Raw genomic sequence first — 24,340 nt, 5'->3', positions numbered from 1 at the left:
TATGTCTGCTTGGGGCTGGTATCGCTTCACTAGGATCGCCGCACGCAAGGGCGAGGCCCCCGCGCTGGTTCAGGGTCAGATTGAAACAAGTTTCGCCGCACTGCATACCGCAGCACTTGCCTGGGGGGCGGCGCTTGATGTGGCCCCGGGCGCGCGGGTGGTGGTCTCTGGCGAGAACAGCGCGGAATTCGTCAGCGCGATCCTTGGTATTTGGTCGCGCGGCGCCATTCCAGTCCTCGTCCACGCAGACGCACCGTCCGCGCATCTTGCCCACGCCACAGCGACCACCGGTGCCGATCTGGTGGTGACCGACCGCGATGATACGGGCGATCCCGGCGCGCCTGTTCTGACACTCGACCGCCCCTGTGCCGTTCCAGACTATGCACCCCGCCCCCGCGCCTCTGGCGATGCACCGGCTTCGATCCTGTTCACCTCAGGCTCCACCGGGCGGCCCAAGGGCGTGGTCCAGTCCGCGGCAAACCTGATCTCGGGGGCCGACCGCGTCGCAGGCCATCTGGGCTATCGCGCGGATGATCGTCTCCTCTGCCCGATCCCATTCGCCTTTGATTACGGCTGGGGCCAACTTCTGACAACAATCTTTCGCGGATTGCCTCTAATCTTGCCGGCACCGCGAAACGCCTTCGGGCTGTGCGAAGCGCTTGGTATGCATGCGCCAACGGTTTTGGCGGGCGTGCCTGCGGTCTTCTCGGATCTTCTTGTGGGTCTGGCACCCGTGCGCGATACGCCGCGCGGCTCGGTGCGGTTGATCACCAATACCGGTTCACGCATCCCCAGAGGAGTCTACGCCACTCTGCGCGAGGTCTTCCCTGATGCGGCCTTGTCGCTCAACTATGGGCTGACCGAAACCTTTCGCACCGCTACGCTGCCTTGCGAACTCGCCCCTACCCTGCCGGATTGCGTAGGTTTTCCCGTCCCTGGCGTCGATGTCGCAGTCCTTCGCGTGGACGCGACCCCATGTGCCCCGGACGAGGAGGGAGAAATCGTACATCGCGGTGCTGGTGCGTTTCTCGGCTACTGGGGCGATCCTGAGGCCACGGCGCGAACGCTCCGCCCCGATCCGCTCTGGCCCCATTTGGAGGTCTCCGCGCCGCGCGCGGTTTTTACTGGCGACCTTGGACATCTTGACACCGAAGGGCGCCTTTTTATCCACGGTCGCAGCGACCGACAACTAAAGGTCATGGGCGTGCGCGTGTCCCCGGATGAGGTCGAGACGCTGCTGCTTGCGGCTGATGGCGTCGCGTCGGTAGCCATTACGAGCGTACCCCACGACATGCTTGGTGATAAGATTGTGGCAAATGTCGTTCTGACCGAAGCCATCGACCAGAAAACGGCGCTGAAGGCTCTCAAGCGCCATGCTAGACAGGCGATGAGTCCCTATATGCAGCCGCGCGAGTGGCGCTTCCTGCCCGCCTTGCCCCGCACCCCAAGCGGCAAGACCGACTATCCAGAATTGAAACGGCGGACTGGGGTTCCGGCGTGAATGCGCGTGCCAGATCCAGGCACCCGAAGGCCCCACCACCTGCCTGGAAAATCGCTTTGGCAGAGTTCTGGGCGGGTCTGTCTGAGCCATCGCGGTTGGCCGCGGTCATGCTGGCAATTGGCATTGCGATTTCGCTTTCTTTCCTGCTTTGGCTCTTCAACCCGACGACCCTGTGTGGACCGCTTGGGGCCTATCTTCCCCAGAACAGAATTGACAGCCACGCCTTCGTCACGGTCGACACACTGCGGCTTGCCCGATCCAAACAGACTCGACCCCGGATCCTGATGCTGGGAGCCTCGACGATCGAACAGCCCTTCGGTGACGGCCAGTCGCTTCACCGTGCAATTGCAGGGCAATCCGGTCAGGACTGGGAGGTACATGTTCTCGCAGCCGCAAGCCAAAGCCCATTGGAACAGATGTCGATCCTGGAGACGGCCCTCGAGGGACGCGGCCCAGAAGACCCTTCCGTTGTCGTTACTATGACGGCGGGGCTCTGGCGGGCGACCTGGACACGCGAACGCATGCTTGGCCCCGAATCTCTAGGACGTCTCGGCCTACGCTCGAAATGGGCGGATGAAGAGATGCAGCACCTGGGAGGCACACCGGGCCTGCGCACAGGTTTCTATGTCGCAGACAATTTCCGCTTCCTCGCGACCAACTCGATCATGACACTGCGCCAACTCGCTCTGAATTCTCCGTCCGAACGCCTTTTCTCGCCCCACGCGCGCACCCCTCCCCGGACGGGACAAGCCCGCTTCCGGCGGGGTACGCCCGAAGCCATCGAAGGGGCCTTGACCGAGTTTGATGCCTATATTGCGCAACTCGAACGGATGATCCTGCGGCTGCAAGACGTTCCAGGTGTGCAACTCGTATTGTTCGAGGATCTTATGTCGCCCGATGTGCCCGACCTTCTAGGCATCGAGGACCATGTCCACGAACTCGACCGCCGGATCTTGGAAGTTTCCAGCAGACACAATGTACCGTTCTGGCGGATCGGTTCCGATGCTGAGCTTGGCCCGAACGACTACAATGACGCCGTTCATACCAAGACGGGCGAACCGCAAGGGAAGGTTGTCGCGGTTACCGCAGAACGGTTCGCTGAATTCTTTAAAAGTCAGGAAACGCTATGACCCGGAAGACATCGACATGTCTGATAACGACGTCATAAAGACCCATCCGGCGCGCCGCGCCGGCCAGATCTTACAAGGACTCTTTCTGGGGGTCTGGTTGCCAATTGCTATCATCGAACTGATCAAGCTCGCGGGCGACTTCGCGCTTTTCAAGTATCAGGGTTTCTGAAGTGATCCAGGTAATCGAATGGTGGCTCTTTCTTGGGCTCATGCCTGTAGTCTACTGGTCCTTGCCCGCATCTTGGCGGACCTGGGCTTTGGCCGTGGCGAGCCTTGGGCTACTGTCGATTTTCGCCGGCCCAGAACTGATCGCGATGCTGACACTTGCCGCCGCGATATTTGCAGGCTTTCGATATCGCGAAAACCTGCCTACGCCTCTAGGTATTGTCATGCGGGCGCCCTGGCCTGCAGTCGCCGTCCTTGGCTACTTTGTCTGGTCAAAATACCTGCCTGCCATGGGCCGCCTCTTTTTGGGAGCAGGCAGTTTCCTTGACTTCGCTGTGCCGCTTGGCATCAGCTACTTCGCCTTCAAGCTCCTGCACTATGTGATCGAGATGCGGCGTGGAAACTTCCCTGACCATAGCGCAGGCGATTTCGTCTCGTGGTTGTTTCTCGCACCCATCTTTACCGCCGGGCCGATCGAGCGCTTCGATCACTTCCTTGCAGAACGTGAAATTGCTCACTTCCGCATGGATTTTGTGACCGACGGCATCATGCGTATCGCACAGGGTTTGTTCAAGAAAATGATCCTGGGCGGCGCAATCCTGGGCTACATGATGCCGCGAATTACAGATGGCAACGTCCTGACGATGCTCGGTGACCTCGGCAACTTCAGCATCATGGAAGTCTGGGCGCTACTCGTCTTCACGCTGATCTTCGTCTATCTCGACTTCTCCGCCTATTCCGACATCGCCATCGGATCATCGCGGCTTTTCGGGTTGCGGATTATGGAGAACTTCAACCTGCCATTTCTTGCGACCAATCTGCAGAACTTCTGGCAGCGCTGGCATATGACGCTGGCACATTGGTGTCGCAGTTACATCTACATGACCATGATTGGCCTAACGCGAAACCCTTATTGGGCAGTGATCGCGACATTTCTGGTCATGGGTCTGTGGCATTCGGCCAGCCCACACTGGCTGGCTTGGGGACTTTGGCACGGCCTTGGGCTCGCGTGGCTTCTGGTCTGGGGACGTTTCGCGATGAAACGCAAGATTCGCTTTTTCAAAACGACGCCGGGCAAGCTCACAGGCTGGGCGCTGACAATGGGGTATGTCTCTCTTGGCGGTGCCTTCACAATGTTGAATGGCCGCGCACCCATCACGGAGTCCATAAGATTGATCGTCGCAGCCTTCGGGATCGCGTAAAACCATCACAAGGGGAATCTTGACATGACCAAGACGAATTCGCAGGACGCCACACGCTACCTTGCTCTCAGCGACAATCTGGTCGAACGCGCAGGCGTCAAGCCTACACCAGGTGGCGACAAGGCATTCACTGACGCATTGATCTCACAGATGCGCACAGACAAACTTCTGTCTGTTTCGGTACCACCCGCCTTCGGGGGCCCCGGTTTGGAATTGGCTGAAATCGCCCGGATCACTTTCAACGTAGCCCGCCAGAACGGCTCGGCGGGTCTGATTTATGCCATGCACATGAGCCAAGCGATGAGTGTCACTGCTCACGGAACCGGCCCTTTCTTCGCCGCGTTCCAGCACCGCATGATCGACGAGCAGATTTTGATCGCCTCGGGCACTTCCGAAAAAGGCCCTGGTGGCGATATCTTCACGTCGATCTGCAACGTTGAGGACCAAGCGGACGGACGGTTGCGGATCGTGAAAGAGAGCCCCAATATTTCGTACATCGACAACGCCGACGCGATTCTTGTCTCTGCAAATGGTACTGACGAGAAGGGTCGTACACGGCAGGTACTGGCCGTCGCAAATGTGAACCGCGAGGCCTTCAAGGCTGGTCGCGACACCTCCTTTATGGGAATGGTTGGCATTCTCAACCGTCCTTGGGCCTTTACCGTCGAATTTCCACGAGACGCCGTCTTTTCGGAAGCCTTCCCTGCCATCGCTCGTGGTACCATGACGCCGGTGATCCAAATCCTCTGGGCCGCGCTTTGGTCGGGGTTGGCCTGGACAGCACTTGACCGGGCGCGGACTTTCGTCAGCAAAGAACTGGAGAAAGACGCCGAAACCACACAAATCGCACGCTATGAACTCAACCGCCTGACCGGGCAGCACCACATCATGAACAGCCTGATCCGCAGCGCCATGGCCGAATACAAAGACCGTGACGCAGCGGCGGATATGGGATTCTCTCTGTCTGCGCGGATCAACCGGCTGAAGGTCGAATGCTCCGACATCGCCTGCCGGGTCTGCCAGGGCGCGCTGATGCTGATTGGGATCCGTGGTTATGCCACAAGCGGCCCGTATTCCGTTGTCGAGCCTGTCGCCGATGCACTGTCCGCACCCATAATGGTGTCGAACTACCGACTGTCGATGAATACCGCCAAGATCGAGGGTTTTGTCGACGAGACTCTTTGAAGCACGCCTCATCTATCCTCACATAACATTGCTTTTTTGCTGGCAAATTTGACCTTCTATGTATAGACATAAAGATGCAATTGCAAGGATCACAAGGGAATGAATGCAGACATTTTCGACTTGAGCGGAAAAACGGCTCTGGTAACGGGAGGTAGCCGTGGCCTTGGCCAAGCAATGGCAATCGGGTTGGCCGAGGCAGGCGCAAAGGTGGTAGCGACTTCGCGGTCACTGAGCTCACTTGACGAAACACTTGCCGTTGGCGAGGGCACGAAGGGCAGCATTGTCCCTTTGGAAATAGACGTTGAAGACGTCGATGACACAAGATCAAAGCTTGCTGATTTCGCCAAGACCTATGGTGGGTTTGATGTATTGGTGAATAACGCGGGTTACGAGCATGTTTGCCCATCGCTCGATATTGACGAGAACCTTTGGGACAAGATCAATGACGTAAACCTCAAAGGCGCGTTCTTTTGTGCTCAAGAAGCAGCGCGGTCAATGATCCCCCGTGGGGGAGGTTCTGTTATCAACGTTTGCTCTCTTACATCCTATGTCGGTGTTCCAACTGCAGTACCCTACTGTTCAAGCAAGTCTGGTCTTCTTGGTATGACTCGCGCCCTCTCCGCAGAGTGGGCTGCTCAAGGAGTTCGCGTGAATGCGATTGCGCCTGGCTATTTTCGAACGGAACTCACGGATAAGTTCTACAAGGACGAAGCATGGCAAACGGCGATGCTGGGGAAAATACCAATGGGAACTTTCGGCGATTCGAACGATCTCAAGGGTGCAGTCGTCTTTTTATCGAGCAGTGCCTCACGATACATAACTGGGCAATGCCTCGCAATCGATGGCGGATATCTGGCTTCCATTTGAACTAATGAAGGAACTTGCTGAAGCAATAGGCATCCGGGGTTGACAAGCGCAAGGCTACTCGTCTCATGTATAGACATAGAACGAATGGAGCCAAATACCTGCATCGATAGTGGCGCGATGGCCGACGGGGAGAAAGAGTGACGCAAGATACATCATCGGCTGTTTCTGCAAAGAACGTCGAAATGCAGTTTGGCGATTTTAGAGCGGTCAAGGATGCCAGCTTCGAGCTAGAGAATGGCCGCTTTCTGACGATCCTTGGTCCTTCAGGTTCTGGGAAAACGACACTTCTTCGAATGATTGCCGGATTCCTGACCCCGACAAGCGGCGAGATTTTCATCAATGGCCAAGCCGTAAGCGCGGTTGCACCATACAAGCGTTCCATCGGCATGGTGTTTCAGAAACTTGCGTTGTTCCCTCACATGACCGCCGCGGAGAATGTTGCGTTCCCTCTAAAAATGCGGCGCTTCGATGCGCGGACGATTGTTGACCGCGTGACCGAATATCTAAATCTGGTCAGACTTGACGGGTTGGAAAATAGGCGGATCAATGAGCTATCTGGAGGGCAGCAACAAAGGGTTGCAATCGCTCGGGCACTTGTGTTTGAGCCGGACCTCCTCTTACTCGATGAGCCTCTGGCGGCCCTTGACAGAAAACTGCGCGAAGAAATGCAGCTCGAGTTTCGAAGAATTCAAAAGGAACTGGGTGTCACCACGATCAATGTGACGCACGATCAACGGGAAGCCCTTGTTGTTTCAGACCAGATCATTGTGATGGACCACGGTCAAATTCAGCAAGACGCCCCCCCGACTACGATGTACCGAACGCCAAATAATCCTTTCGTTGCAAATTTCATTGGTGTGACCAATGCCTTTGAGGGTGAACTTGTCACAAGGAACGATAAATCGGCGACGGGAAAGTTCAAAGGAAAGGAACTGACGGGAGTGCTCCGTAGCCAATCCAGCGATCTCAAGCAGGGTATGGCGATCAGAGCCGCCGTGCGCGCCGAACAGATCCGCATCGTTTCGAAAACTGAGTCGCTCGCCGATGTGGACGCCGACTTCGAAGGAACAGTAGTAGATGTAATATTTGAAGGCGAACGCCTTCTCTATGAAATCAATGTTCCTGCGCTTGGCGCCACTCCATTTCGAATTTTCCACCACGATCAAAACGACTTTGCGACACATGAGTTAGGTAAAAGCGTTCGGATCGGTTGGAAATGCCGCGACCTCCATATCTTTGTCGCCGGCACAAAAGGCTCGATTTAATTTGAGCGAAACCACAACAGGGAGAAAGCAATGACTTTCGACAAAAAGCTAAATCGTCGCGATATGCTCAAGACATCAGCGGCATTCGGTGCAACTACGTTGGCAACACCGACCATTCTTCATGCACAAGAACCGACCAAGCCCAGCGAGTTGATCATCAGGGCCTGGGGTGGCCCATGGGTTGAAGCTCTGAAAAACGGGGTGTCAGATCCGTTTACGGAACGCACCGGTATTCGGATCGTGCATGATTTGACGGAAGACAACGAGATCCAGCCCAAAGTCTGGGCCGCAGTTGCGCAAAATCGGACACCACCTATTCACATCAATTGGGACACTACGACTAACGCAACGAAGTCGGCTCTGCGCGGCGTATGTGAAGACCTCTCCGATCTTTCAAATCTTGCCGCTACGACCGATCTCGCAAAGCCGGTCGGTGTAGAAGGCTACCCGATTATTAACACCTATGGATACGTTTACGTCTTGGCTTACCGGCCTGACGCTTTCCCAGATGGCCCGCCGAAGTCATACCACGATCTTCTCGATCCGCGCTTCCAAGGCCGCCTTGCATTTTACAACGACGGTATTGGCTTCCACTTCCCTGCACAAGTTGCGGGTGGCGGTAGCCTTGATGACATTCCAGGTAACATGGCTGCTTGCTGGGAATTCGTCGAAAAAATGAAAGCACAGAACCCATTGTTGGGTGAAGATCCCGACTTCGTAACGTGGTTCCAGAATGGCGAGATTGATGCGGCCTGCACGATTTCGACCAACGCCCTTGGCGCAAAGAGAAATGGCATCGACCTTGCATGGACCGTGCCGGATGAGGGCGCCAAGTTCGACACAGACGGCTTGTGGATCCCGAAAGGTCATTCCGAAAGCGAGCTATATTGGGCGAAGGAATACATCAATTCTGCGCTGACGCAGGAAGCCCAACAGGTTTGGCTTGATGGTCTCGGTCTGCCAGGCGTCGTTCCGGGAATTACGCCCCCAGAAGGACTTGCCGGGGATCCAAGTTACCCGACCGAGCCTGCAGACTTTGAGCGACTAATCCGTATCTCCGGCCAAATTCAGGTGGAGAACGAAAGTGACTGGTTCTCTCAGTTCAAGCAGATCATGCAAGGTTAAGCCTCATCCATACCACTTCGTCGGGCGCTCTGAGGATCGCCCGATGACCTTCTGATCGAGAGAACCTATGCGCAAATACAACTCTTCCTACCCTCTCGCATGGCGTTTCATGGATGCCTTGGAAGCCGTGTTTGCCAAGATATGGCCGAAAGGTGGGGGCAAATACACTCCGTACTTAATGCTGACCCCGGCGATTATCCTTGTAGGGACGTTGGCCGTAGGCCTCTTGTACATAGGCGACTCATCTCTGCGCACTCTTGATCGTTCGACATTTCTATTCTCAGAGGATTACTCGCTCGAAAACTACCGGCGAATGCTCTCAGAAACATTCACTTTCACAATCATATGGCGCAGCTTACTCGGCGCAATGATTGTCACTATCGTCACTTTGATTCTGGCTTTCCCTTATGCCTATGTGATGGTGCGCACATCGAACACGCTCCTGCGAAAATTTCTGCTCATTGCGCTCTTTCTTCCGTTTTTCATCGGTCAGGTTGTGCGGGCTTACGGGTGGCTGATCATCCTTGGAAGCCAAGGCATATTGAATGACGCACTGGGACTGGTCGGGATTGAGCCAATCCGTTTGTTGTTTAATTACCCCGCTGTTTTGTTTGGGTTGGTACAATACATGTTGCCATTCGGCGTCTTAATGCTGGCTCCTGCCATGACAGCGATCCCAGAAGAAGTAGAAGCCGCAGCCGGATCACTTGGTGCGAATTGGGTAAAGACTCTATGGTACGTGATTTTGCCCATGGCAAAACCAGGACTTATTGGTGCCGGGCTTGTCGTCCTAACGCTTTCTTTGACAGACTTTGCGATGCCAGCAATTCTTGGAGGTGGGTCACAGGACTTTATTGCCAACGCCATTTATGATCAGTTCTTCAGAACGTCAGATCAAGGTTTTGGCTCAGCACTTACGATATTTTTGATTGCAATTGGTTCGATGCTGGTGGGCGTAATTTTCATGGTGTTCGGGGCCGGGACACTTGCACTGGGAAGTGACAAGAAATGAATAGGTCTCGCGTGCAAACTACTGTTTTCTGGACATTGGTTGTTCTATCGCTTCTTACCTTGTCAGCGCCCACACTTGTTGTCCTTGGGGCATCTTTTACTTCAGGCAATATCATCACGTTCCCACCAGATGGTTTTTCGTTGAAGTGGTATGCAGCCATTATTGGGGAACAGGACCTTCGAGACGCTTTTGTAAGGTCGCTGATCGTCGCGTCGATCTGTGTGTTGGTATCTTTGCCGACAGGAACGTTAGCTGGCATCGCATTGTCCAAATACCATATCAAAGGCGGCAATACGATCCAGGTCTACCTATTGCTTCCGTTCACAATCCCACTGATTGGCTCTGGTATCGGTCTGATGTTGTTTTTCGGTCAAATAGGCATCCTTGGGAACCTGTGGCCGGTTGGTATTGCTACCGCTGTGATCAATCTCCCATTCATGATCTGGGCCGTATCTTCAAGTGCCGCATCACTCGATCCAGATCTCGAAGCCGCCGCAATGAGTTGTGGGGCTGGGCCCGTGCAGACGTTCTTCAATGTGACACTGCCAGCAGTGACGCCCGGTGTGATCACCGGATCGCTCTTGATGTTCATTTTGTCTTTGAACGAGTTCTTGGTGAGTCTGCTTCTAGTGGACGCCCGCATCGTAACGCTCCCAGTGCAAATCTATAACTCGATCCGTTCCATCATCACTCCGGATCTCGCGGCCGTTTCAGTTGTATTCATCGCAATTGCCACATTAGCCATTGCTGCGTTGGACAAGTTGGTCGGTCTGGAAATCTTCTTGAAATCGAAATAGCGCAGTGAATGCGCAAGAAAGGTCGCCTCAAATGTCCAATGTCTCGTTTCACGAAACAGCACGCCTCTCATCCGAAGATTATCAGGCGCTCCTCAAGAGATCTGAGGCTGACCTGTCCGTTTTCGCCGAGAAAGTGAAACCCATCATTGAGGCAGTCCGGACGGAAGGCGATGTCGCATTGGTCCGCTTTGGTCAAGATTTCGACGGCGCAAAACCGTTGACCGAGGCCACCCTGAGAGCGAGCGAAGCTGAGTTTGATGCCGCATTCGATGCCGTTGACGCGGAAGTTATTGAAGCCATCGAGCATGGCATAGAGAACATCAAGATCTTCCATGAAGAGCAAAAGCCGGAACCGATGTGGCTGAAGGAGATCAAGCCGGGTGCCTATGCCGGCGATCGATATACCCCCATTAAATCTGTTGCTCTGTACGTGCCGCGAGGGAAGGGCTCATTTCCATCGGTCACGATGATGACTTCCGTGCCAGCGGTGGTTGCCCAAGTACCCAATCTTGCGATATTCACGCCTCCCGCGCCCGATGGCGGCGTTGATGCAGCCACTCTTGTAGCCGCACGGATTGCCGGAGTTGAAACAGTTTACAAATGTGGTGGCGCCCAAGCCGTAGCCGCAGCCGCATTTGGCACGCAGACAATAAGAAAAGCGCTCAAGATTGTAGGCCCTGGTAGCCCATGGGTTGTTGCTGCCAAGCAGCAGTTGTCTGGATTGATCGATCCCGGTCTCCCAGCAGGACCTTCAGAGGCAATCATTTTTGCAGACGACAGCATTCATGGTGGCCTTGCAGCCTTGGACTTGCTGATTGAAGCGGAGCATGGCCCTGACAGCTCCGCGTACTTGGTAACGCATTCGCGTCGCGTTGCTGAAGAAGCAATTGCCGCCTTGCCGGATCACTGGGCCAAGATGACCAAGCACCGTGTAGAATATTCCAAATCCGTTCTCTGCGGAGAAAACGGCGGTATCATTCTGACCAACTCATTGGAGGAAAGCTACCAGTTCATCAACGACTATGCGCCAGAACATCTTGAGCTTCTCTCAACTGAACCGTTTGAACATTTAGGTCACATCACCGAAGCCGCAGAGATCTTGATGGGGCCACACACGCCAGTTTCAATTGGCAACTTTGCTCTTGGGCCGAACGCCGTCCTTCCAACCAGTAAAGGCGCTGCGACATACGGACCCTTGTCAGTTCATGACTTTGTTAAATGCAGCTCAATAGGTTATGTCACCGCGCCTGCCTATCCTACGATGGCAAAGCATGCGCGTGTACTCGCCAGATACGAGGGATTCTCCTCCCACGAAAATGCCGTGTCCGAAATGCGTGACCAATATCTCATGAAAAAAGGCTGATACATGCGAGCAGTTCGCCTTCACGACGTGAACGACATCCGGTTTGAGGAAGTCGAACTCGCCTGTATGCCAGCTGACGGGCACGTACGGCTCAAGGTCGCCTATGCGGGCATTTGCGGCTCAGACATCCACAACTACAAAACCGGTCAATGGATTTCGCGCCGACCATCAACAGCTGGACATGAGTTCTCAGGGATAGTCGATGCAATTGGCGAGGGCGTCAGCGGTTTCGCACCAGGAGACAAGGTGGTCGCGGACTCACGAGACTATTGCGCCAAATGCGCGAAGTGCGATGCCGATCAGCCCCATCTGTGTGAAAACCTTGGGTTTGTGGGAGAGTCGATTGACGGAGGATTTGCAGATTTCGTTGACTTGCCGGAACGGCTTGTTTTCCGGGTCGCTCCGGAAACACAATTGGATGTGTTGACGCTCGCAGAACCCTTGGCTGTGGCGCTACATGCATTGGCGATGATGGATGTTTCGGACAGACCTTTGCTTGTCATCGGATGCGGTCCGATAGGTGCCTTGGCAGCAGTAGCAAGTCGCTATACGTCCAACCGCGAGGTGTTCGTGTGCGATCAAAACCATGAAAGAGCCACGGCGGTCGCACAAGCGGCAGATGCGGCGGCTGTTTCACTCGCAGACTTTGAGAGCCTTTCCAAAAATTCTACGCATCCCGTTTCGCAGGTTTTAGACACAACGGGACATGTGAGCGTTATCCGGACAGTTCTGAACTCTTTAGCCGGAGGCACGCTCGGATTGGTGGGCATCGGGTCAGGAAAAATTGAATTTGATCCAGTGCAGGCGGTGGAACGCGAGTTCCGCATTGTCGGCTGTCATGCGTTCACTGACGAGATGTTTCCAGCGATCGCCTTGCTGGAAAAGCACTCTGAAGTATTCGAGAGCCTCATTCGTCATCGAGTGTCCCTGGAAGATGTCCCGAGCGAATATGCTAGAATCGTCAACGGCAAAGCCCGCGGGATCAAAACGCTCATAAAGATCAATCCGGAATGACGTCAAGTGGGCAAAGTGTTGATCAAGTAATGCCAAGCAACGAGCATCGGACACAGTCTAGGACCGCGCGCATTCGAGCATTGGCTGGCGTAGATCCCGAAGCAGCACTAGTTGAGCTTGAGAATTTATTGTCCGGGGTTTTCGGCATCTTGGTTAGTCATGTGCAGATCAGCTACGATCAGTATTCCCTCAATTCGCTAAACGGGTTTTTTGAATCCGATGGTACCGATTACTTCTTCAAATTTCATCAGGAGGAAGGTGAAGAAGACATGAAGGGCGAATACTATCGGGCCGAACTATTGGTTGACGCCGAATTACCTGTGGACATGCCCGTATGGAAATCAACTTTGCCCGGAGAGCAAATACTCGTCTACGCCCGGCGAAAAGACAGAAGATTCTCAGATGTTCTCCGTCAGCTTGATGTTTCTCCTGACGAAATCGCCACAATGAAGGCGGTCACTGCCGAACGAGATCTAAACTCGAAAATCGTAAAATTTGCATTGCAAACCCTGCATCCTGTCAATGCCGCCGAAGTCACGAATGAACCAATTCATCATTTGTTCCACGAACGAATGATTGACCTTAAGACGGGGAAACCGCCAGGCGGACGTTACCAAGATTTCTATATAGATCGATCGTTTGAGTTTCCTGGCTGTGAGCTGTCCTGGGAACAGTTCGCCCATGCAAAGCTGTCTTTGAACGGACAGCTTATGAAGTCAACGATCGGTGAAATTTTCAAGTCCGCACTGAGAGACCTGAACCCCAGCAATCTCACTGGCGCGGGCGGCATTACCGCCCATGGGGATGCGCATAACGCCAACGTTTGGTTCGTCGACCAAGGCCATCACGCCAAACTGTCATATTTCGATCCAGCCTTTGCTGGACTTAACATTCCGTCGTTGATTGCAGAAGTCAAAGCAACCTTTCACAATGTTTTTGCGCATCCGTTTTGGCTTTACGATCCTGATGTCGCGCAGGAGCGATATGTGGTCGATGCCGAGTACAGTGGCGGCGTTTTGTCCATACAAACCGACTGGCAGCTCAATAAAGTGCGTGAGAACCTACTAGACGCAAAGATTGAAGCGTTTTGGAAGCCCTTTCTCCACGAACTGGCCAACAGAAACATGCTCCCTCCAAATTGGCGGCAAACAATTCGGTCGGCATTCGCGATGTGTCCGACGTTGGTCATGAACCTCCGAGCCGGGGCCGGACGGCACAATGTGATCTCTTCAGCGATAGGTTTCTACGTCACGGGCTTGGCGGGTTCTGAACCAGAAGTGGGGCGAAACCTGTTCACTGATTTCTTTGATAGAATAGATCCGGAAAGTTAGTGTTGTGAGCAATAAATCAGGAGCCGTGAATGTTTCGGACCTGCGGTCTTTAGCGAAATCGCGGTTGCCTAAGATCTTCTTCGATTACATCGATGGGGCCGCTTTCTCTGAAACGACAGCGGTTCGCAACCGGTCGGATTTTGAACGCTTCGCATTGGTTCAAAAGACACTGCGTGTCAAAGACATGCCTTCTTTGAAAACAACCTTTCTGGGTGCAGAAAGCGGGCTTCCTTTCATGTTGGGCCCGGTCGGGTTCCTTGGGTTGTACCGAGGAGGTGGAGAACGGCTTGCCGCAGCGGCGGCAAAGGCAAAAAAAATACCTTTGTGCCTATCCACGTTTTCGATTGCTTCTATCGGGACTTTAAGGAGGCAGGTTGGCGGAAATCTGCATTTCCAGCTCTATATGGATCGCGACAGATCCTTTGTTGAGCACCTCATCGACGCAGCTCTTGCTGCGCAGACAGAGGTTCTCTATCTGACCGTCGATACGTCTGTAACCTCCATTCGAGAAAAAGACCTACGCAACGGTTTTCGCGCTGTGACACGTCTCAACGCGCCTTTACTGTTTTCCATGATGCAAAGACCACGCTGGTGTCTTGATATGCTCAGGCATGGATCTCCAAGCGTTGAAGCTGTCGAAAACTACCCGGAATACGGCAAGGGTGTGCTGGAACAAGCTTCAAATCTCTCGGGACGTCTGGATGCCTCTTTGACTTGGGAAGACTTGTCCTGGTTGCGTGAACGTTGGGCCGGTCGTCTTGTTGTGAAAGGCATACTTTCTCCAGATGATGCCAAACGTGCGCAGGAATGTGGGGCAGACGCTGTCGTCGTATCAAATCATGGGGGACGGCAATTGGATTTTGCGAACTCCACGATTGCCGCTCTTCCAGCGATCAGATCCGCGGTCGGACCAGACTTCGAAATTCTAATTGATGGTGGCTTCCGACGCGGAAGCGAAATTGTCATTGCGCTTGCACTAGGAGCATCCGGAGTTCTTCTGGGGCGTGCTTATGCTTTTGGTTTGGCCGCTGCTGGACAGGATGGTGTAGAAAAGGCCATCGACATCTTGGCGACTGAAATCAGCATAACACTCAAATTGATGGGCATCGCGAGCATCGCCGAGTTGCAAGAGGGAGGAACAGACAACCTCATCGATCGTGCTTACGGTTTCAACGCGTAGGCGAAAAAGTCGCGACGAGCCGATGCTGACTTCCTGCGTAAGAAAGCCTCGCCCAAGTGACAAAGCCTTTTTCATTTTGGGTCTTTCGCTCGACGATCAAGCACGCAGATCCAACAGGCATGTTGAGTATGTCGGCGACAGCCACTGTGGCCTCGGCCGCAATGATTTGATGCTCCGCATTGTTCCAAGGCACATGTTTGAACATCCATGCGCCAGGTGAAGTATCTTCAAATGTTACCGATTTAATTTCAGGGGCCACTGCTACGTTGACTATCCGCTCTTCAAAGCAAAAGGGTTCGCCATTTGCGTAGTGCACGCATCTCAATTCGCGGACTTCGGCACCACAACTCAGGTTGAGGGTCGTCGTTTCATGCTCTTCAGCTCCTCGCATTCGATCCTCAAGCAAACGATAGCTGTATGTTTTGCCCGCATCCTCAACCTCTTTCTGGATGTTAGTGATTTCAAGCGCGGCAGATGGCGTTTGAGGCGCTTTAACGAAAGTTCCCCACTTTTTGTTGCGCTCAAGTAGTCCTGCATGAGAAAGCTGTGTCAGTGCTTTATTGACCGTCATACGAGAGCAACCGTATTCTTTGGCCATATCGGTTTCGAACGGAATGCGATGGCCAGGGGGCCAGACTCCAGTGACGATCTTCTTTTCAACGTCCTTCAGGATGCGATCATGTAGCGACATTGCTTCTACTCTTTCCTCACTTTCAATTCTCTGCACCCTCCCGGCTCTAAGTATATACATAAAGAAGTGTATTGTAAGCATGTCGTGAAGCTAGAGAGTTCGATTGCTGAATTAAAAGACATGAAATTCAGCTACGAAAAAGTCACGCTAGAACATTGGAAGAACGACATAGGGCTTATCGAACGAAGGCATCGAGCCCAAGCTGCAAAATGCTGTTCAAAGCCTGAACATCCGCCTTCCCTGGGCGCAAAAACAAGTTAGCAATACCAAGTCGAGAGCAGCGCTCCCTGTTTTGTATGAAGCAATCTCCAAAGAAGGTTAGGCGCTGCGCTGCCACGGGTTAGTGTTGCAGACTAATGTTCAGATGCGCCGACCATTAGAACAGGCAGTTGGATTTCTGACTTGCCGTCCAAAGTGATGATCGCACCATTGCGCACAACCATAAACGGCTCAAGTCCGAGCCACCCAATTTGCTTTCCAAATTGCACAACTTTCACCCTATCGCCGATGCCGAACGAGTTTTCTGCGTCAAGGGTTTGGCTATTTGGGTGGGCAACCCGGATGACCTCGAATTTACCATCGACTTGGATTTCGGGCTCGTCACTAAAACTCAACGCCAAGCCTGCCACAACAGTAATGGTACGCACCCTGGTACCCCGTCGCCGAATTTCGTCTAAAGCAACTTCGCTCGCTACAATTGCAATCGCCTTGCTCGGATGAATAGCATTATGCAGGATTGCGACGCGTGCACCGGTTTCTGTGCAATGGTTGGTTTCAGCGCCTTGATGCGCGAGGCGCATGACCAAGGGCATGTTGCCGAGACCCATGTCGCCCTCGGTTGACAGCGCAATGAACCCCGCATCAAAGCCGGGATGAGCGGAAATTAATGCGTCGATCGCGTCTTGCGCTGCAGTCTTTTGCCGCATTGCATCCAGAATCAAACCGTTTAGCGCATGACCTTCTTCGGTCGAGACATGTGGAAAACGGTGACCGGTCACAATTCCAACAAACGGTGCAGCTGCAATGAATTGGGACAACGGTGTCGGGCGATCTGGACCGCTTGAGATTAGGGCCGCGTAAGGCGCGCGTAATATTTCTTCGGGAGGCGAACCATTCAATAAAGCACCCGTCCCGCCGTTTTGAATCTCGGCACGCAAGAGTTTCTGATCCGCGGTCAATACGGCCAGACTGACAAAACCGCCAATCGCGCCGCGCCCAACAGCCTCAACAGCGCGCAAGCCCGCAAGAATGCCCGCTCCAGCCCAGGGACCCGTGGCGGCGATCCCTATTGTCATGTAGCCACCCAATGGCCTGGTGTGACCTCAGAAAGAATCCCGGTTGGATAGTCTCCCTGAAGCACGGGGCGTTTGCCTCGTTTTCGCGTGGGGTCCGGAACCGGTGCGACATCGATCAGAGCGCGCGTATAGGGGTGCTTTGGGTCAGCGAAGAGGTTGGCAGCCGGTCCCAGCTCCAGAATGCGACCATTCCGCATCACGGCGACCCGGTCCGCGATCTGGCGCACGACTGCGAGATCATGTGAAATGAAAAGCATGGTCAGGTTCTCACTGCGCTTCAAACTATCGAGCAAATCGAGAACCCTGGCCTGGATAGAGACATCCAATGCTGATGTCGGTTCATCTGCCACGACAAGAGTTGGCTTGGCCGCCATCGCCCGGGCGATGGCGATCCGCTGGCGCTGCCCGCCTGAAAATTCATGTGGATAACGCTGCGCCATTTCGGGGCTGAGACCCACCTTTTCCATCAACGCGTGAACCCGCGTGGTACGCTCAGCTTTCGATAGGGTCTCATGAATGATCATTGGTTCCGCAACGGTGCGCCCGACGGTCTGGCGGGGGTCAAGCGATGCATATGGGTCTTGGAAGATCATCTGCACCGCGCGTCGTTGCGTTTGTAACCTGCGACCGGACAAAGCAGTCAGGTCCGCCCCGTTCATAAGCACCCGTCCCACCTCGGCGTCTGTCAGGCGTGCGATAACTCGGCCCAGCGTGGTTTTACCCGATCCGCTTTCACCCACAAGCGCCAGTGTTTCGCCACGCCAAATGTCGAGGGACACGTCGTCAATCGCCCTGTGGCCGTCATTGCGGGAAAGCAAGGTCCCACGGGTCTTGAACGTCTTGGTGATGTTGCTGGCGGACAAGAGCGTGTCCGGCGCGATGTCATCGCGACTGCTAATGCTATCAATGCGCGGGACTGCCTCTAGCAGGCTGCGCGTGTAAGCTGCTTTTGGCTTTGAAAAAATTTCTTCTGCAGCACCGTATTCCTCAACCACGCCAGACTTCATGACCAGAACATGGTCGGCCATCTCAGCGACGACCCCCATATCGTGAGTGATCAGGATCAGACCGATCTGCGTCTCCGTCACGATTTCGCGCAACAGATCAAGGATTTGCGCCTGCACGGTGACATCCAGCGCAGTTGTCGGCTCATCTGCGATCAGGACGCGGGGGCCAAGTAGCATCATCATTGCGATCACAACCCGCTGGCGCATCCCACCGGACAACTCGTGCGGATATTGTCGCATGCGCACTTCGGGATCCGGAATGCCCACCCGGTCCAGCATGGCAATTGCGCGGTTGTGTGCCTCCTCACTGTCGCAGAGGCCATGGCTTTCCATGGCTTCGGTCAGTTGCAGTCCAATCGTGAGCACAGGCGTCAATGCGGTCATGGGTTCTTGAAAGATCAAGCCAATACCGGTGCCCCTTGGTGGGTCAACACCTGGCGCTAGCAAGTCGGCGCCGTCGAACATCGCACGTCCCTTCGCAGAAGCCTTGGGTGGCAACAGCCCCATGAGAGCTTTGGCTGTCATACTTTTGCCTGACCCACTCTCCCCGACGATGGACAGGACTTGACCCTCCATCAGGTCAAAACTAATCCCTTCGATCAAGGGGCTGGAGCCAATCGAAACCGACAGATCCTTGACTGACAAAAGGGCAATCATTTGCGTTCCACCGGATCAAGGCTGGTCCGCAATCCGTCCCCCAGCAGATTGAAGCCAAGCACCGTGAGCGCAATGGCAATACCGGGGATCGTCATGAGCCAAGGCGCGCGGTTGATGTAGTCCCGTGATCCGGCCAGCATATAGCCCCACTCCGACGTCGGTGGTTGCGCACCAAGACCCAGAAAGCTTAATCCTGCAGCAGCAAGTATAGCCGTCGAAACACCCAAAGTGGCCACAACGATCATTGTTGGCAGCACATTGGGCAAAAGATGCACCAATACCAATCGCAAGGGCCCGGCCCCGGCAGCGGTGCTCGCCTCAAAATAGGGTTTTGAAGTTTCAACCAACGCGGCTGAATAGCACGTGCGCGCGTAGAACGGGATGCCCGCTACTCCAACCGCAATCACTGCGTTTTGCAAACTTGGCCCAAGAACGGCGACAAAGCTGAGCGCGATCAGTGTTTCTGTGAAAGAGAACAACACGTCCGTGCCGCGCATCAAGATCGCTTCGATCCAACCGCGCCGGAAGGCCGCGATCATACCCACGGTCATTCCGATGGTCAGCGAGATGCCGACCGCGACCGCCCCAATCAACAGCGTGATCCGGCTGCCAAACAAGATGCGTGAGAACATGTCGCGCCCAAACTCGTCGGTGCCCAAGAGATGCTTGCCACCGGGAGGCAAAAACCGTCCACCTGACCCCATCTTGTTCGGATCAAACGGGGCCAGCATCTCGGCAAAGATCGCGCAGAAGATCAAAAGCAAGACAATCGCCAAACCAATCGCGCCACTGGGGGAACCAAGTAACCGCTGCAGAAATCCGGGGGGTGGCTTTGGCACGTCAGGGTCAGTAGTCACGCTCATCTTCATGACCGCCGGATCCGCGGATCAAGCACCGCGTAGAGTGCGTCAATGGCGATGGCGACAAAGACCACGACGACGGAAAAAGTCAGGATAAAGCCTTGGATGATTGGGTAGTCGCGCTGGAAAATAGCTTCAACCGCCATGCGCCCGACACCGTTCCAGGAAAAGATGTTTTCAACCACAATGGCTCCGCCCATCATGAAGGCAAATTGCAGACCCATCATGGTAACGACCGGAAGAAGCCCGGCACGGAGCACGTGGCGACGCAGCACCAGCGCTCTAGGCAGGCCTTTGGCAAAAGCGGTTTGCACATAGTCTTGGCTCATTACGTCGATCATCGAGGATCGGGTCAGGCGCGCGAAGATTGCGGCATTGGACAGCCCAAGTGTCAGGGCGGGCAGGATCAGATTGAGCCAGCCGTTTCCGCTTACAGGCAGCCAGCCCAGTTCGAGTGCGAAGAAAAACAGCAGCATTAGGCCAAGCCAGAAATGCGGCATGGAAATTCCCGCAATGGCCACAATCATCAGAGCGATATCAGTAAAGCTGCCTTGACGGTAAGCTGCAAGAAATCCAATCGGCACGCCAATCAGGATCGCTATAAACATCGATGCGCAAGCCAGCAAAAGCGTATTTGGCAGACGCTGCAGGATCACGTCCAACACCGGCTGTCCCCCCCGGATCGTGTTGCCCAGATCGCCTTGGAAAAGCCGTTCCATAAACATTGCGTATTGAATTGGAATAGACCGGTCTAGCCCAAGAGAGCGGCGCACTTCTTCGATCTGTTCGGGCGTTGTGCCCTGACTTTGAGCATACATGATCTGTACCGGATCACCCGGTACGGCGTGGATCAATAGCGTGACCAGAATAGTCGTGATCCAGATGGTAAAGGCCCCCATGGCGATGCGGGTGCCAAGAAATCGCCACATGCGCTCAGCCCTTCGTAAAGTCACGCCCGGAACCGAAGCCCCGGGCGACCGTAGACGTTAACCGCCCAGTTTCAAATCCGAGAAATTCGGATAGACGAAGGGGGCGACAAAGAAACCCTCAACCTCAGGACGAACTGCGAACACCCATTCCCAGCCGGGCGTGTAAAGTGGCACGTGAATGGCGTTTTCCAACAGGTACTTGAAGACTTCCTGCACCTTGGCTTTCCGCTCATCCGGGTCGGTCAGAACGCGGGTTTCATCCAGCATCGCGTCGAGTTCAGGCGAAGTGTAGCCACGATACGCGCCGGGCGTATGCCAAAGCGCGTAAAGGATATCCGGATCATACCATGACCATGTCATCATATCCATCGAACCGGTGGTGCCTTCCGTGTTCTCATTTTCCTGCCGAACCCGGGCATTTAGCGATCCGATATCCATGATCTCGATCGATGCCTTGATGCCAACTTCGGCCAGCTGGGCCTGGAAAACTTCACCTAGTTTCTGACGATTTCCGCCAGTCCAGACGAGCAGCGCTGTTTCGAGTGGATTGTCCTCGCTGTAGCCAAGTTCCGCCAACAGTTGCTTGGACTTCTCGGGATCATAGGCTGGGCGATATTGCGCACAAAAATCCTGATCGTTGCCAAAGACACCACGCGATACCGGGCAGTTCTCCTGAATTGACAGATCACCATAGATCAGGCTGATTGCAGTGGCCGCATCGGTGGCATGCGCTACAGCAAGACGCGCGCGCACATCGTTGAACGGCGGGCGGTGGACAGCGAACTCCCAGAAAACGTTCTGACCGGTGTTTTCAGCGACGATGATCGACAGGTCGCCCTCGTCCTTGATCATCGGAACATCGTCGAATGGTGGCTCTGCGATATGCACTTCCCCAGTCTTGAGTGCTGCAAGGCGCGCCTGCGGTTCGGGTACAACGGCGATGATCAAGCCATCCTCGTGGGGTGCGCCTGGGTTCTCGGCGAGTTTGCCGAAGTTCTTGTAGTCCGGGTTCTTCTTCAAAACGACGCGGTCGCCTTTTGTCCAGCTTTCCAGCATCCACGGGCCAGAACCAATGGCTGTTGTTGTGCCGAAGCCATCGCCATTACTGTCGCAAATAATCGACGAGAAGCTGTCGGCGAGAAATGGGATCAGAGCGACGAAAGGAGTCTCGAGCGTCAGCTTGATGGTCAGCGGATCAATAACCTCGGCGCCTGTTATCGGGCCCCAGCTGCCCTTGGTTACGCTGGGCATGTCTTCGTTGAAAGCTGTGTCGATGGTATATTTCACGTCATTTGCATCAAGCGACGTGCCGTCATGGCACATAACGCCGTCTTCAAGGTTGAAGGTGTACTCTGTCCCATCAGCATTGGCTTCCCAGGATTTTGCGACATGCGGTACAGGCAGGCCATCAGCATCCGACGCAAGCAGCGTGTCATACACAAGGCTCCAGACTTGCAGAGAGAGCGTGCTTGTCGCCCGGTGCGGGTCAAGCGAGTCAATATCGCCATAGCGCGCCCATACAATGTCATCTGCGACCGCCGGACTTGCCATGCCTGCAGCCATAGCAGCAGCGCCGGCAAGTCGACGTAAGGTGGGATTTAAAAAGGTCATTTTAGTCCTCTCTGTTCGCGTCGGCCATTCTGCGGCCGCACAAAGGCTGAGCGCTTTGCAGCAGGCAAAACATCTTTTATCGTCCGAAGAGCATTTAGACGACACGCCAATTTATTTCGGTTTTGGTGGGTCTTTCCCCCACGCAAAAGGTTAGGGTGCCGAAACGGTAAGGTCAAAAAGAACGCATCCGTGACGTTTCTTTTTTCACTTCTGACTCTTTTTGCCGCAATTCGAGACTGCAGAAACACGCATTTGAGTCCCCGCTATCCGGCGTCACCCCAATCGTTGTGGATGCTGTCGATGTAACGCAACCGTTCAACCGCGTTTTGACCCAAGCGGTCTGCAACTGCCATGCAGAGGTATGTGATCACAGATACAGGTGACGCAAGCGAGTCAAAATACGTGAGGCCACTGGTTCGGCACCGCAGCGTAACCTCGGCCAACTCCGGGCTTCCCGAGCTGGCCAGATCGGTTATCGAGATTGTTTTGGCCTCGGCCAGACGCGCCGATTGCAGGATTGATCGTAGCGTCGGCGTTCGTCTGCCAATCGCCAAAGCAAGCAGTGAATCAGAAGGCCTAATAGACGCAAATTCTTCCGGTACTGAAAAGCCACCGAGTGGGATCATGCGGATGTCTGGCTTCACTTTGATCAGTTGCGCTCGCGCAAAATGGGCCAAGGGATAGTTGTCGCCAAAGCCCACAACCCAGATCTTCTCGGCGCGCGACAAATAGGTAACGGCCGCCTTCAGATCATCACTGCGGATTGCCTCGATTGTCCGAATCAGGTTTTGAACGTCCGATGCCAAATGGTTCGCCAGATCACCCCGCCCGCTGAGGTTCGGAACAGGTTCCGAGTATACGTTTTTTTTGTACTTGCTGTCGTCTCGGCCAACCCGTGCCATCCGTTGCGCCGTTTTGAAACTGGGAAATCCAAGCCGTTTGAAGAAACGCGCAGTCGTCGCTTTGGAGACTTTCGCTTGGGTAGAAATCTCAGCGGCTGTATGCAGCACAAGGCTATCAGGATGCTCCAGAAAGTGATCTGCCAAGAGACGTTCCGACTTTGTCAGGACATCGAAACTTTCCAAAATGCGTTCGGAAAGGCGCGCAGATTTCTCAGTGGTCTTTTTCATTTTTGACTACTTTTGATACTTTATGAAACAAAGTACTCACCTAACTGCTACTTTGGCAAAGGAATATTCCGAGTGGTTTTTCCATTCCAGTGCCTCGTGTCCATTTGGTTAGGGCAAATACTGGACGCATTCGGAAAAGGTGCCGAGCTGGAGCATGCAGTATAGAGCACCGCCACAGCTGAAAAAGGGCGCAGCGCAAAGCAATTGATTGGATTGGCCAAAAAATGAGTGCGGGCCACGTTCTTAGGTTCTGTGAGCAATACCAACGCAGAAAGCTGTGCTTTGAATTCAGCAGGCACGTTTGTCTGATCTGACTTTGCGCGTTTGCTGAAGGCCTGAGCGTCTTGGCTAATCAGTTGCGATTTTGAGCGGCGGCGACGACGCGGAATTCGTCATGAACGCCACACAGGCTGCGTCATCAGAGGTTTTCTAAGTCAAGGATGCTCGTTATTCTTCTTATCCGTTACCTCAGATTGTTCAGGCGCCGACTACATGGGCCCAGCAGTGTTCGTGACGGTTTTGCCGCGGCAGCGGCAGCCCGAACGCCACTTTTGAAAAGTCTACACTTTGCGCGCCACAATGTACCTGCTCGGCAGCATGCCGATTTGACCTGCCGTCTCGACAATTTTGAATCCTGACCCCAAGATTTTTGTCTCAAGTACTCTAGTGGTCATGAAATCTACGAAGGGCGCTTTTCCGATAGCTTGCATTACTGGTATCGCAACTCTGCTCAGCATCGCGTACTTGAATCCACCATGCTCTGGGGCACAAACCGTTTTTGAAATAAAAACGCCACCCGGTTTGACCAATGACGATATGACATCAAGAGCACGGTCGAGGTCTGATACAAGATGAAGCAGGTTGTGCGCCAAGACCGCGTCGTAGCGCTCTGTTTCAAGAGGATGATCAAGTACATCGGCTACTTTAAAGGCCACATTTTTAGAGCCTTCATCTTTCAGTTTTTCGTTAGCAATCTCGATCATGCCGGCCGCCAGATCGGTGGCAGTCATTTGCGCGACAAGA

22 protein-coding genes are annotated in these 24,340 nt (G+C 54.2%); 14 read left to right on the top strand and 8 right to left on the bottom strand.

Annotation, left to right across the window (positions count from 1 at the left end):
* Position 1 precedes the first annotated feature (1 nt).
* The 14 genes from AB8B75_RS11665 (at position 2) to AB8B75_RS11600 (ending at position 15,137) form a co-directional block, all read left to right on the top strand.
* A complete protein-coding gene (locus AB8B75_RS11665) occupies positions 2-1,501 on the top strand; it encodes a class I adenylate-forming enzyme family protein (protein ID WP_405362425.1) in 1,500 nt (499 codons plus the stop codon).
* A 56-nt stretch (positions 1,502-1,557) separates the two neighbouring features.
* A complete protein-coding gene (locus AB8B75_RS11660; RefSeq protein WP_405362423.1) occupies positions 1,558-2,631 on the top strand; it encodes a hypothetical protein in 1,074 nt (357 codons plus the stop codon).
* Positions 2,632-2,647: 16 nt separating this feature from the next.
* A complete protein-coding gene (locus tag AB8B75_RS11655) occupies positions 2,648-2,800 on the top strand; it encodes a hypothetical protein (RefSeq protein WP_405362421.1) in 153 nt (50 codons plus the stop codon).
* Position 2,801: 1 nt separating this feature from the next.
* Entirely contained in the window at positions 2,802-3,998 is a 1,197-nt protein-coding gene (locus AB8B75_RS11650) for an MBOAT family O-acyltransferase (protein ID WP_405362419.1), read from the top strand.
* A gap of 24 nt (positions 3,999-4,022) precedes the next feature.
* Complete coding sequence (locus tag AB8B75_RS11645) at positions 4,023-5,183, top strand: acyl-CoA dehydrogenase family protein (RefSeq protein WP_405362417.1); 1,161 nt, start codon at positions 4,023-4,025, stop codon at positions 5,181-5,183.
* Between the two features lie 99 nt (positions 5,184-5,282).
* Positions 5,283-6,050, top strand: coding sequence for an SDR family NAD(P)-dependent oxidoreductase (locus tag AB8B75_RS11640; protein ID WP_405362415.1), 768 nt, complete (start codon positions 5,283-5,285; stop codon positions 6,048-6,050).
* Positions 6,051-6,187: 137 nt separating this feature from the next.
* Positions 6,188-7,315, top strand: a complete 1,128-nt coding sequence (locus AB8B75_RS11635; RefSeq protein WP_405362413.1) for an ABC transporter ATP-binding protein — start codon at positions 6,188-6,190, stop codon at positions 7,313-7,315.
* Positions 7,316-7,345: 30 nt separating this feature from the next.
* The gene (locus tag AB8B75_RS11630) at positions 7,346-8,440 is read left to right on the top strand and encodes a PotD/PotF family extracellular solute-binding protein (protein WP_405362412.1); all 1,095 of its coding nucleotides are present in this window, start codon (positions 7,346-7,348) and stop codon (positions 8,438-8,440) included.
* 67 nt (positions 8,441-8,507) lie between these two features.
* The gene (locus tag AB8B75_RS11625) at positions 8,508-9,452 is read left to right on the top strand and encodes an ABC transporter permease (protein WP_405362410.1); all 945 of its coding nucleotides are present in this window, start codon (positions 8,508-8,510) and stop codon (positions 9,450-9,452) included.
* Positions 9,449-10,249 (top strand): ABC transporter permease, encoded by an 801-nt coding sequence (locus AB8B75_RS11620; protein WP_405362409.1) that lies wholly within the window; start codon positions 9,449-9,451, stop codon positions 10,247-10,249. The genes AB8B75_RS11625 and AB8B75_RS11620 overlap by 4 nt, the downstream gene beginning before the upstream one ends.
* Positions 10,250-10,280: 31 nt before the next feature.
* On the top strand, positions 10,281-11,612 hold the full coding sequence (gene hisD, locus AB8B75_RS11615) for a histidinol dehydrogenase (protein ID WP_405362407.1): 1,332 nt from the start codon (positions 10,281-10,283) through the stop codon (positions 11,610-11,612).
* 3 nt (positions 11,613-11,615) lie between these two features.
* Positions 11,616-12,626 (top strand): zinc-binding dehydrogenase, encoded by a 1,011-nt coding sequence (locus AB8B75_RS11610; protein ID WP_405362405.1) that lies wholly within the window; start codon positions 11,616-11,618, stop codon positions 12,624-12,626.
* Between the two features lie 80 nt (positions 12,627-12,706).
* The gene (locus AB8B75_RS11605; protein WP_405362404.1) at positions 12,707-13,957 is read left to right on the top strand and encodes a hypothetical protein; all 1,251 of its coding nucleotides are present in this window, start codon (positions 12,707-12,709) and stop codon (positions 13,955-13,957) included.
* Between the two features lie 4 nt (positions 13,958-13,961).
* On the top strand, positions 13,962-15,137 hold the full coding sequence (locus AB8B75_RS11600; RefSeq protein WP_405362403.1) for an alpha-hydroxy acid oxidase: 1,176 nt from the start codon (positions 13,962-13,964) through the stop codon (positions 15,135-15,137).
* Here the strand turns inward: AB8B75_RS11600 and hutC are convergent.
* From hutC to AB8B75_RS11560, 8 genes are all read right to left on the bottom strand, one after another.
* A complete protein-coding gene (hutC, locus tag AB8B75_RS11595; protein ID WP_405362402.1) occupies positions 15,127-15,864 on the bottom strand; it encodes a histidine utilization repressor in 738 nt (245 codons plus the stop codon). The genes AB8B75_RS11600 and hutC overlap by 11 nt on opposite strands.
* A gap of 317 nt (positions 15,865-16,181) precedes the next feature.
* Positions 16,182-17,123, bottom strand: a complete 942-nt coding sequence (locus AB8B75_RS11590) for a DUF6963 family protein (RefSeq protein ID WP_405362401.1) — start codon at positions 17,121-17,123, stop codon at positions 16,182-16,184.
* Entirely contained in the window at positions 17,120-18,787 is a 1,668-nt protein-coding gene (locus tag AB8B75_RS11585; protein WP_405362400.1) for a dipeptide ABC transporter ATP-binding protein, read from the bottom strand. Before AB8B75_RS11585 ends, AB8B75_RS11590 begins: the two co-directional genes overlap by 4 nt.
* The gene (locus tag AB8B75_RS11580) at positions 18,784-19,650 is read right to left on the bottom strand and encodes an ABC transporter permease (RefSeq protein ID WP_405362398.1); all 867 of its coding nucleotides are present in this window, start codon (positions 19,648-19,650) and stop codon (positions 18,784-18,786) included. Before AB8B75_RS11580 ends, AB8B75_RS11585 begins: the two co-directional genes overlap by 4 nt.
* Positions 19,651-19,652: 2 nt before the next feature.
* Entirely contained in the window at positions 19,653-20,576 is a 924-nt protein-coding gene (locus tag AB8B75_RS11575) for an ABC transporter permease (RefSeq protein ID WP_405362396.1), read from the bottom strand.
* A gap of 57 nt (positions 20,577-20,633) precedes the next feature.
* Positions 20,634-22,187, bottom strand: a complete 1,554-nt coding sequence (locus AB8B75_RS11570; protein WP_405362394.1) for an ABC transporter substrate-binding protein — start codon at positions 22,185-22,187, stop codon at positions 20,634-20,636.
* A gap of 263 nt (positions 22,188-22,450) precedes the next feature.
* Entirely contained in the window at positions 22,451-23,317 is an 867-nt protein-coding gene (locus AB8B75_RS11565) for a MurR/RpiR family transcriptional regulator (protein ID WP_405362392.1), read from the bottom strand.
* Between the two features lie 560 nt (positions 23,318-23,877).
* A complete protein-coding gene (locus AB8B75_RS11560; RefSeq protein ID WP_405362390.1) occupies positions 23,878-24,327 on the bottom strand; it encodes a class I SAM-dependent methyltransferase in 450 nt (149 codons plus the stop codon).
* Positions 24,328-24,340 lie beyond the last annotated feature (13 nt).

The organism is Roseobacter sp. (assembly GCF_045106495.1).
In the GTDB taxonomy this organism is placed as follows: domain Bacteria; phylum Pseudomonadota; class Alphaproteobacteria; order Rhodobacterales; family Rhodobacteraceae; genus Roseobacter.
Note: the sequence above shows the minus strand (reverse complement) of the source record. Positions and strands in the feature narration are given on the sequence as shown.

Excerpts from the sequence above, each read along its gene's own strand:
- AB8B75_RS11590 (WP_405362401.1), bottom strand. The coding sequence starts at position 17,123 with ATGACAATAGGGATCGCCGCCACGGGTCCCTGGGCTGGAGCGGGCATT.
- AB8B75_RS11655 (WP_405362421.1), top strand. The coding sequence starts at position 2,648 with ATGTCTGATAACGACGTCATAAAGACCCATCCGGCGCGCCGCGCCGGC.
- AB8B75_RS11645 (WP_405362417.1), top strand. The coding sequence starts at position 4,023 with ATGACCAAGACGAATTCGCAGGACGCCACACGCTACCTTGCTCTCAGC.
- AB8B75_RS11620 (WP_405362409.1), top strand. The coding sequence starts at position 9,449 with ATGAATAGGTCTCGCGTGCAAACTACTGTTTTCTGGACATTGGTTGTT.
- AB8B75_RS11570 (WP_405362394.1), bottom strand. The coding sequence starts at position 22,187 with ATGACCTTTTTAAATCCCACCTTACGTCGACTTGCCGGCGCTGCTGCT.
- AB8B75_RS11575 (WP_405362396.1), bottom strand. The coding sequence starts at position 20,576 with ATGTGGCGATTTCTTGGCACCCGCATCGCCATGGGGGCCTTTACCATC.
- AB8B75_RS11585 (WP_405362400.1), bottom strand. The coding sequence starts at position 18,787 with ATGATTGCCCTTTTGTCAGTCAAGGATCTGTCGGTTTCGATTGGCTCC.
- AB8B75_RS11640 (WP_405362415.1), top strand. The coding sequence starts at position 5,283 with ATGAATGCAGACATTTTCGACTTGAGCGGAAAAACGGCTCTGGTAACG.
- AB8B75_RS11565 (WP_405362392.1), bottom strand. The coding sequence starts at position 23,317 with ATGAAAAAGACCACTGAGAAATCTGCGCGCCTTTCCGAACGCATTTTG.
- AB8B75_RS11610 (WP_405362405.1), top strand. The coding sequence starts at position 11,616 with ATGCGAGCAGTTCGCCTTCACGACGTGAACGACATCCGGTTTGAGGAA.
- AB8B75_RS11665 (WP_405362425.1), top strand. The coding sequence starts at position 2 with ATGTCTGCTTGGGGCTGGTATCGCTTCACTAGGATCGCCGCACGCAAG.
- AB8B75_RS11630 (WP_405362412.1), top strand. The coding sequence starts at position 7,346 with ATGACTTTCGACAAAAAGCTAAATCGTCGCGATATGCTCAAGACATCA.
- AB8B75_RS11580 (WP_405362398.1), bottom strand. The coding sequence starts at position 19,650 with ATGAGCGTGACTACTGACCCTGACGTGCCAAAGCCACCCCCCGGATTT.
- AB8B75_RS11625 (WP_405362410.1), top strand. The coding sequence starts at position 8,508 with ATGCGCAAATACAACTCTTCCTACCCTCTCGCATGGCGTTTCATGGAT.
- hisD (WP_405362407.1), top strand. The coding sequence starts at position 10,281 with ATGTCCAATGTCTCGTTTCACGAAACAGCACGCCTCTCATCCGAAGAT.
- AB8B75_RS11560 (WP_405362390.1), bottom strand. The coding sequence starts at position 24,327 with ATGACTGCCACCGATCTGGCGGCCGGCATGATCGAGATTGCTAACGAA.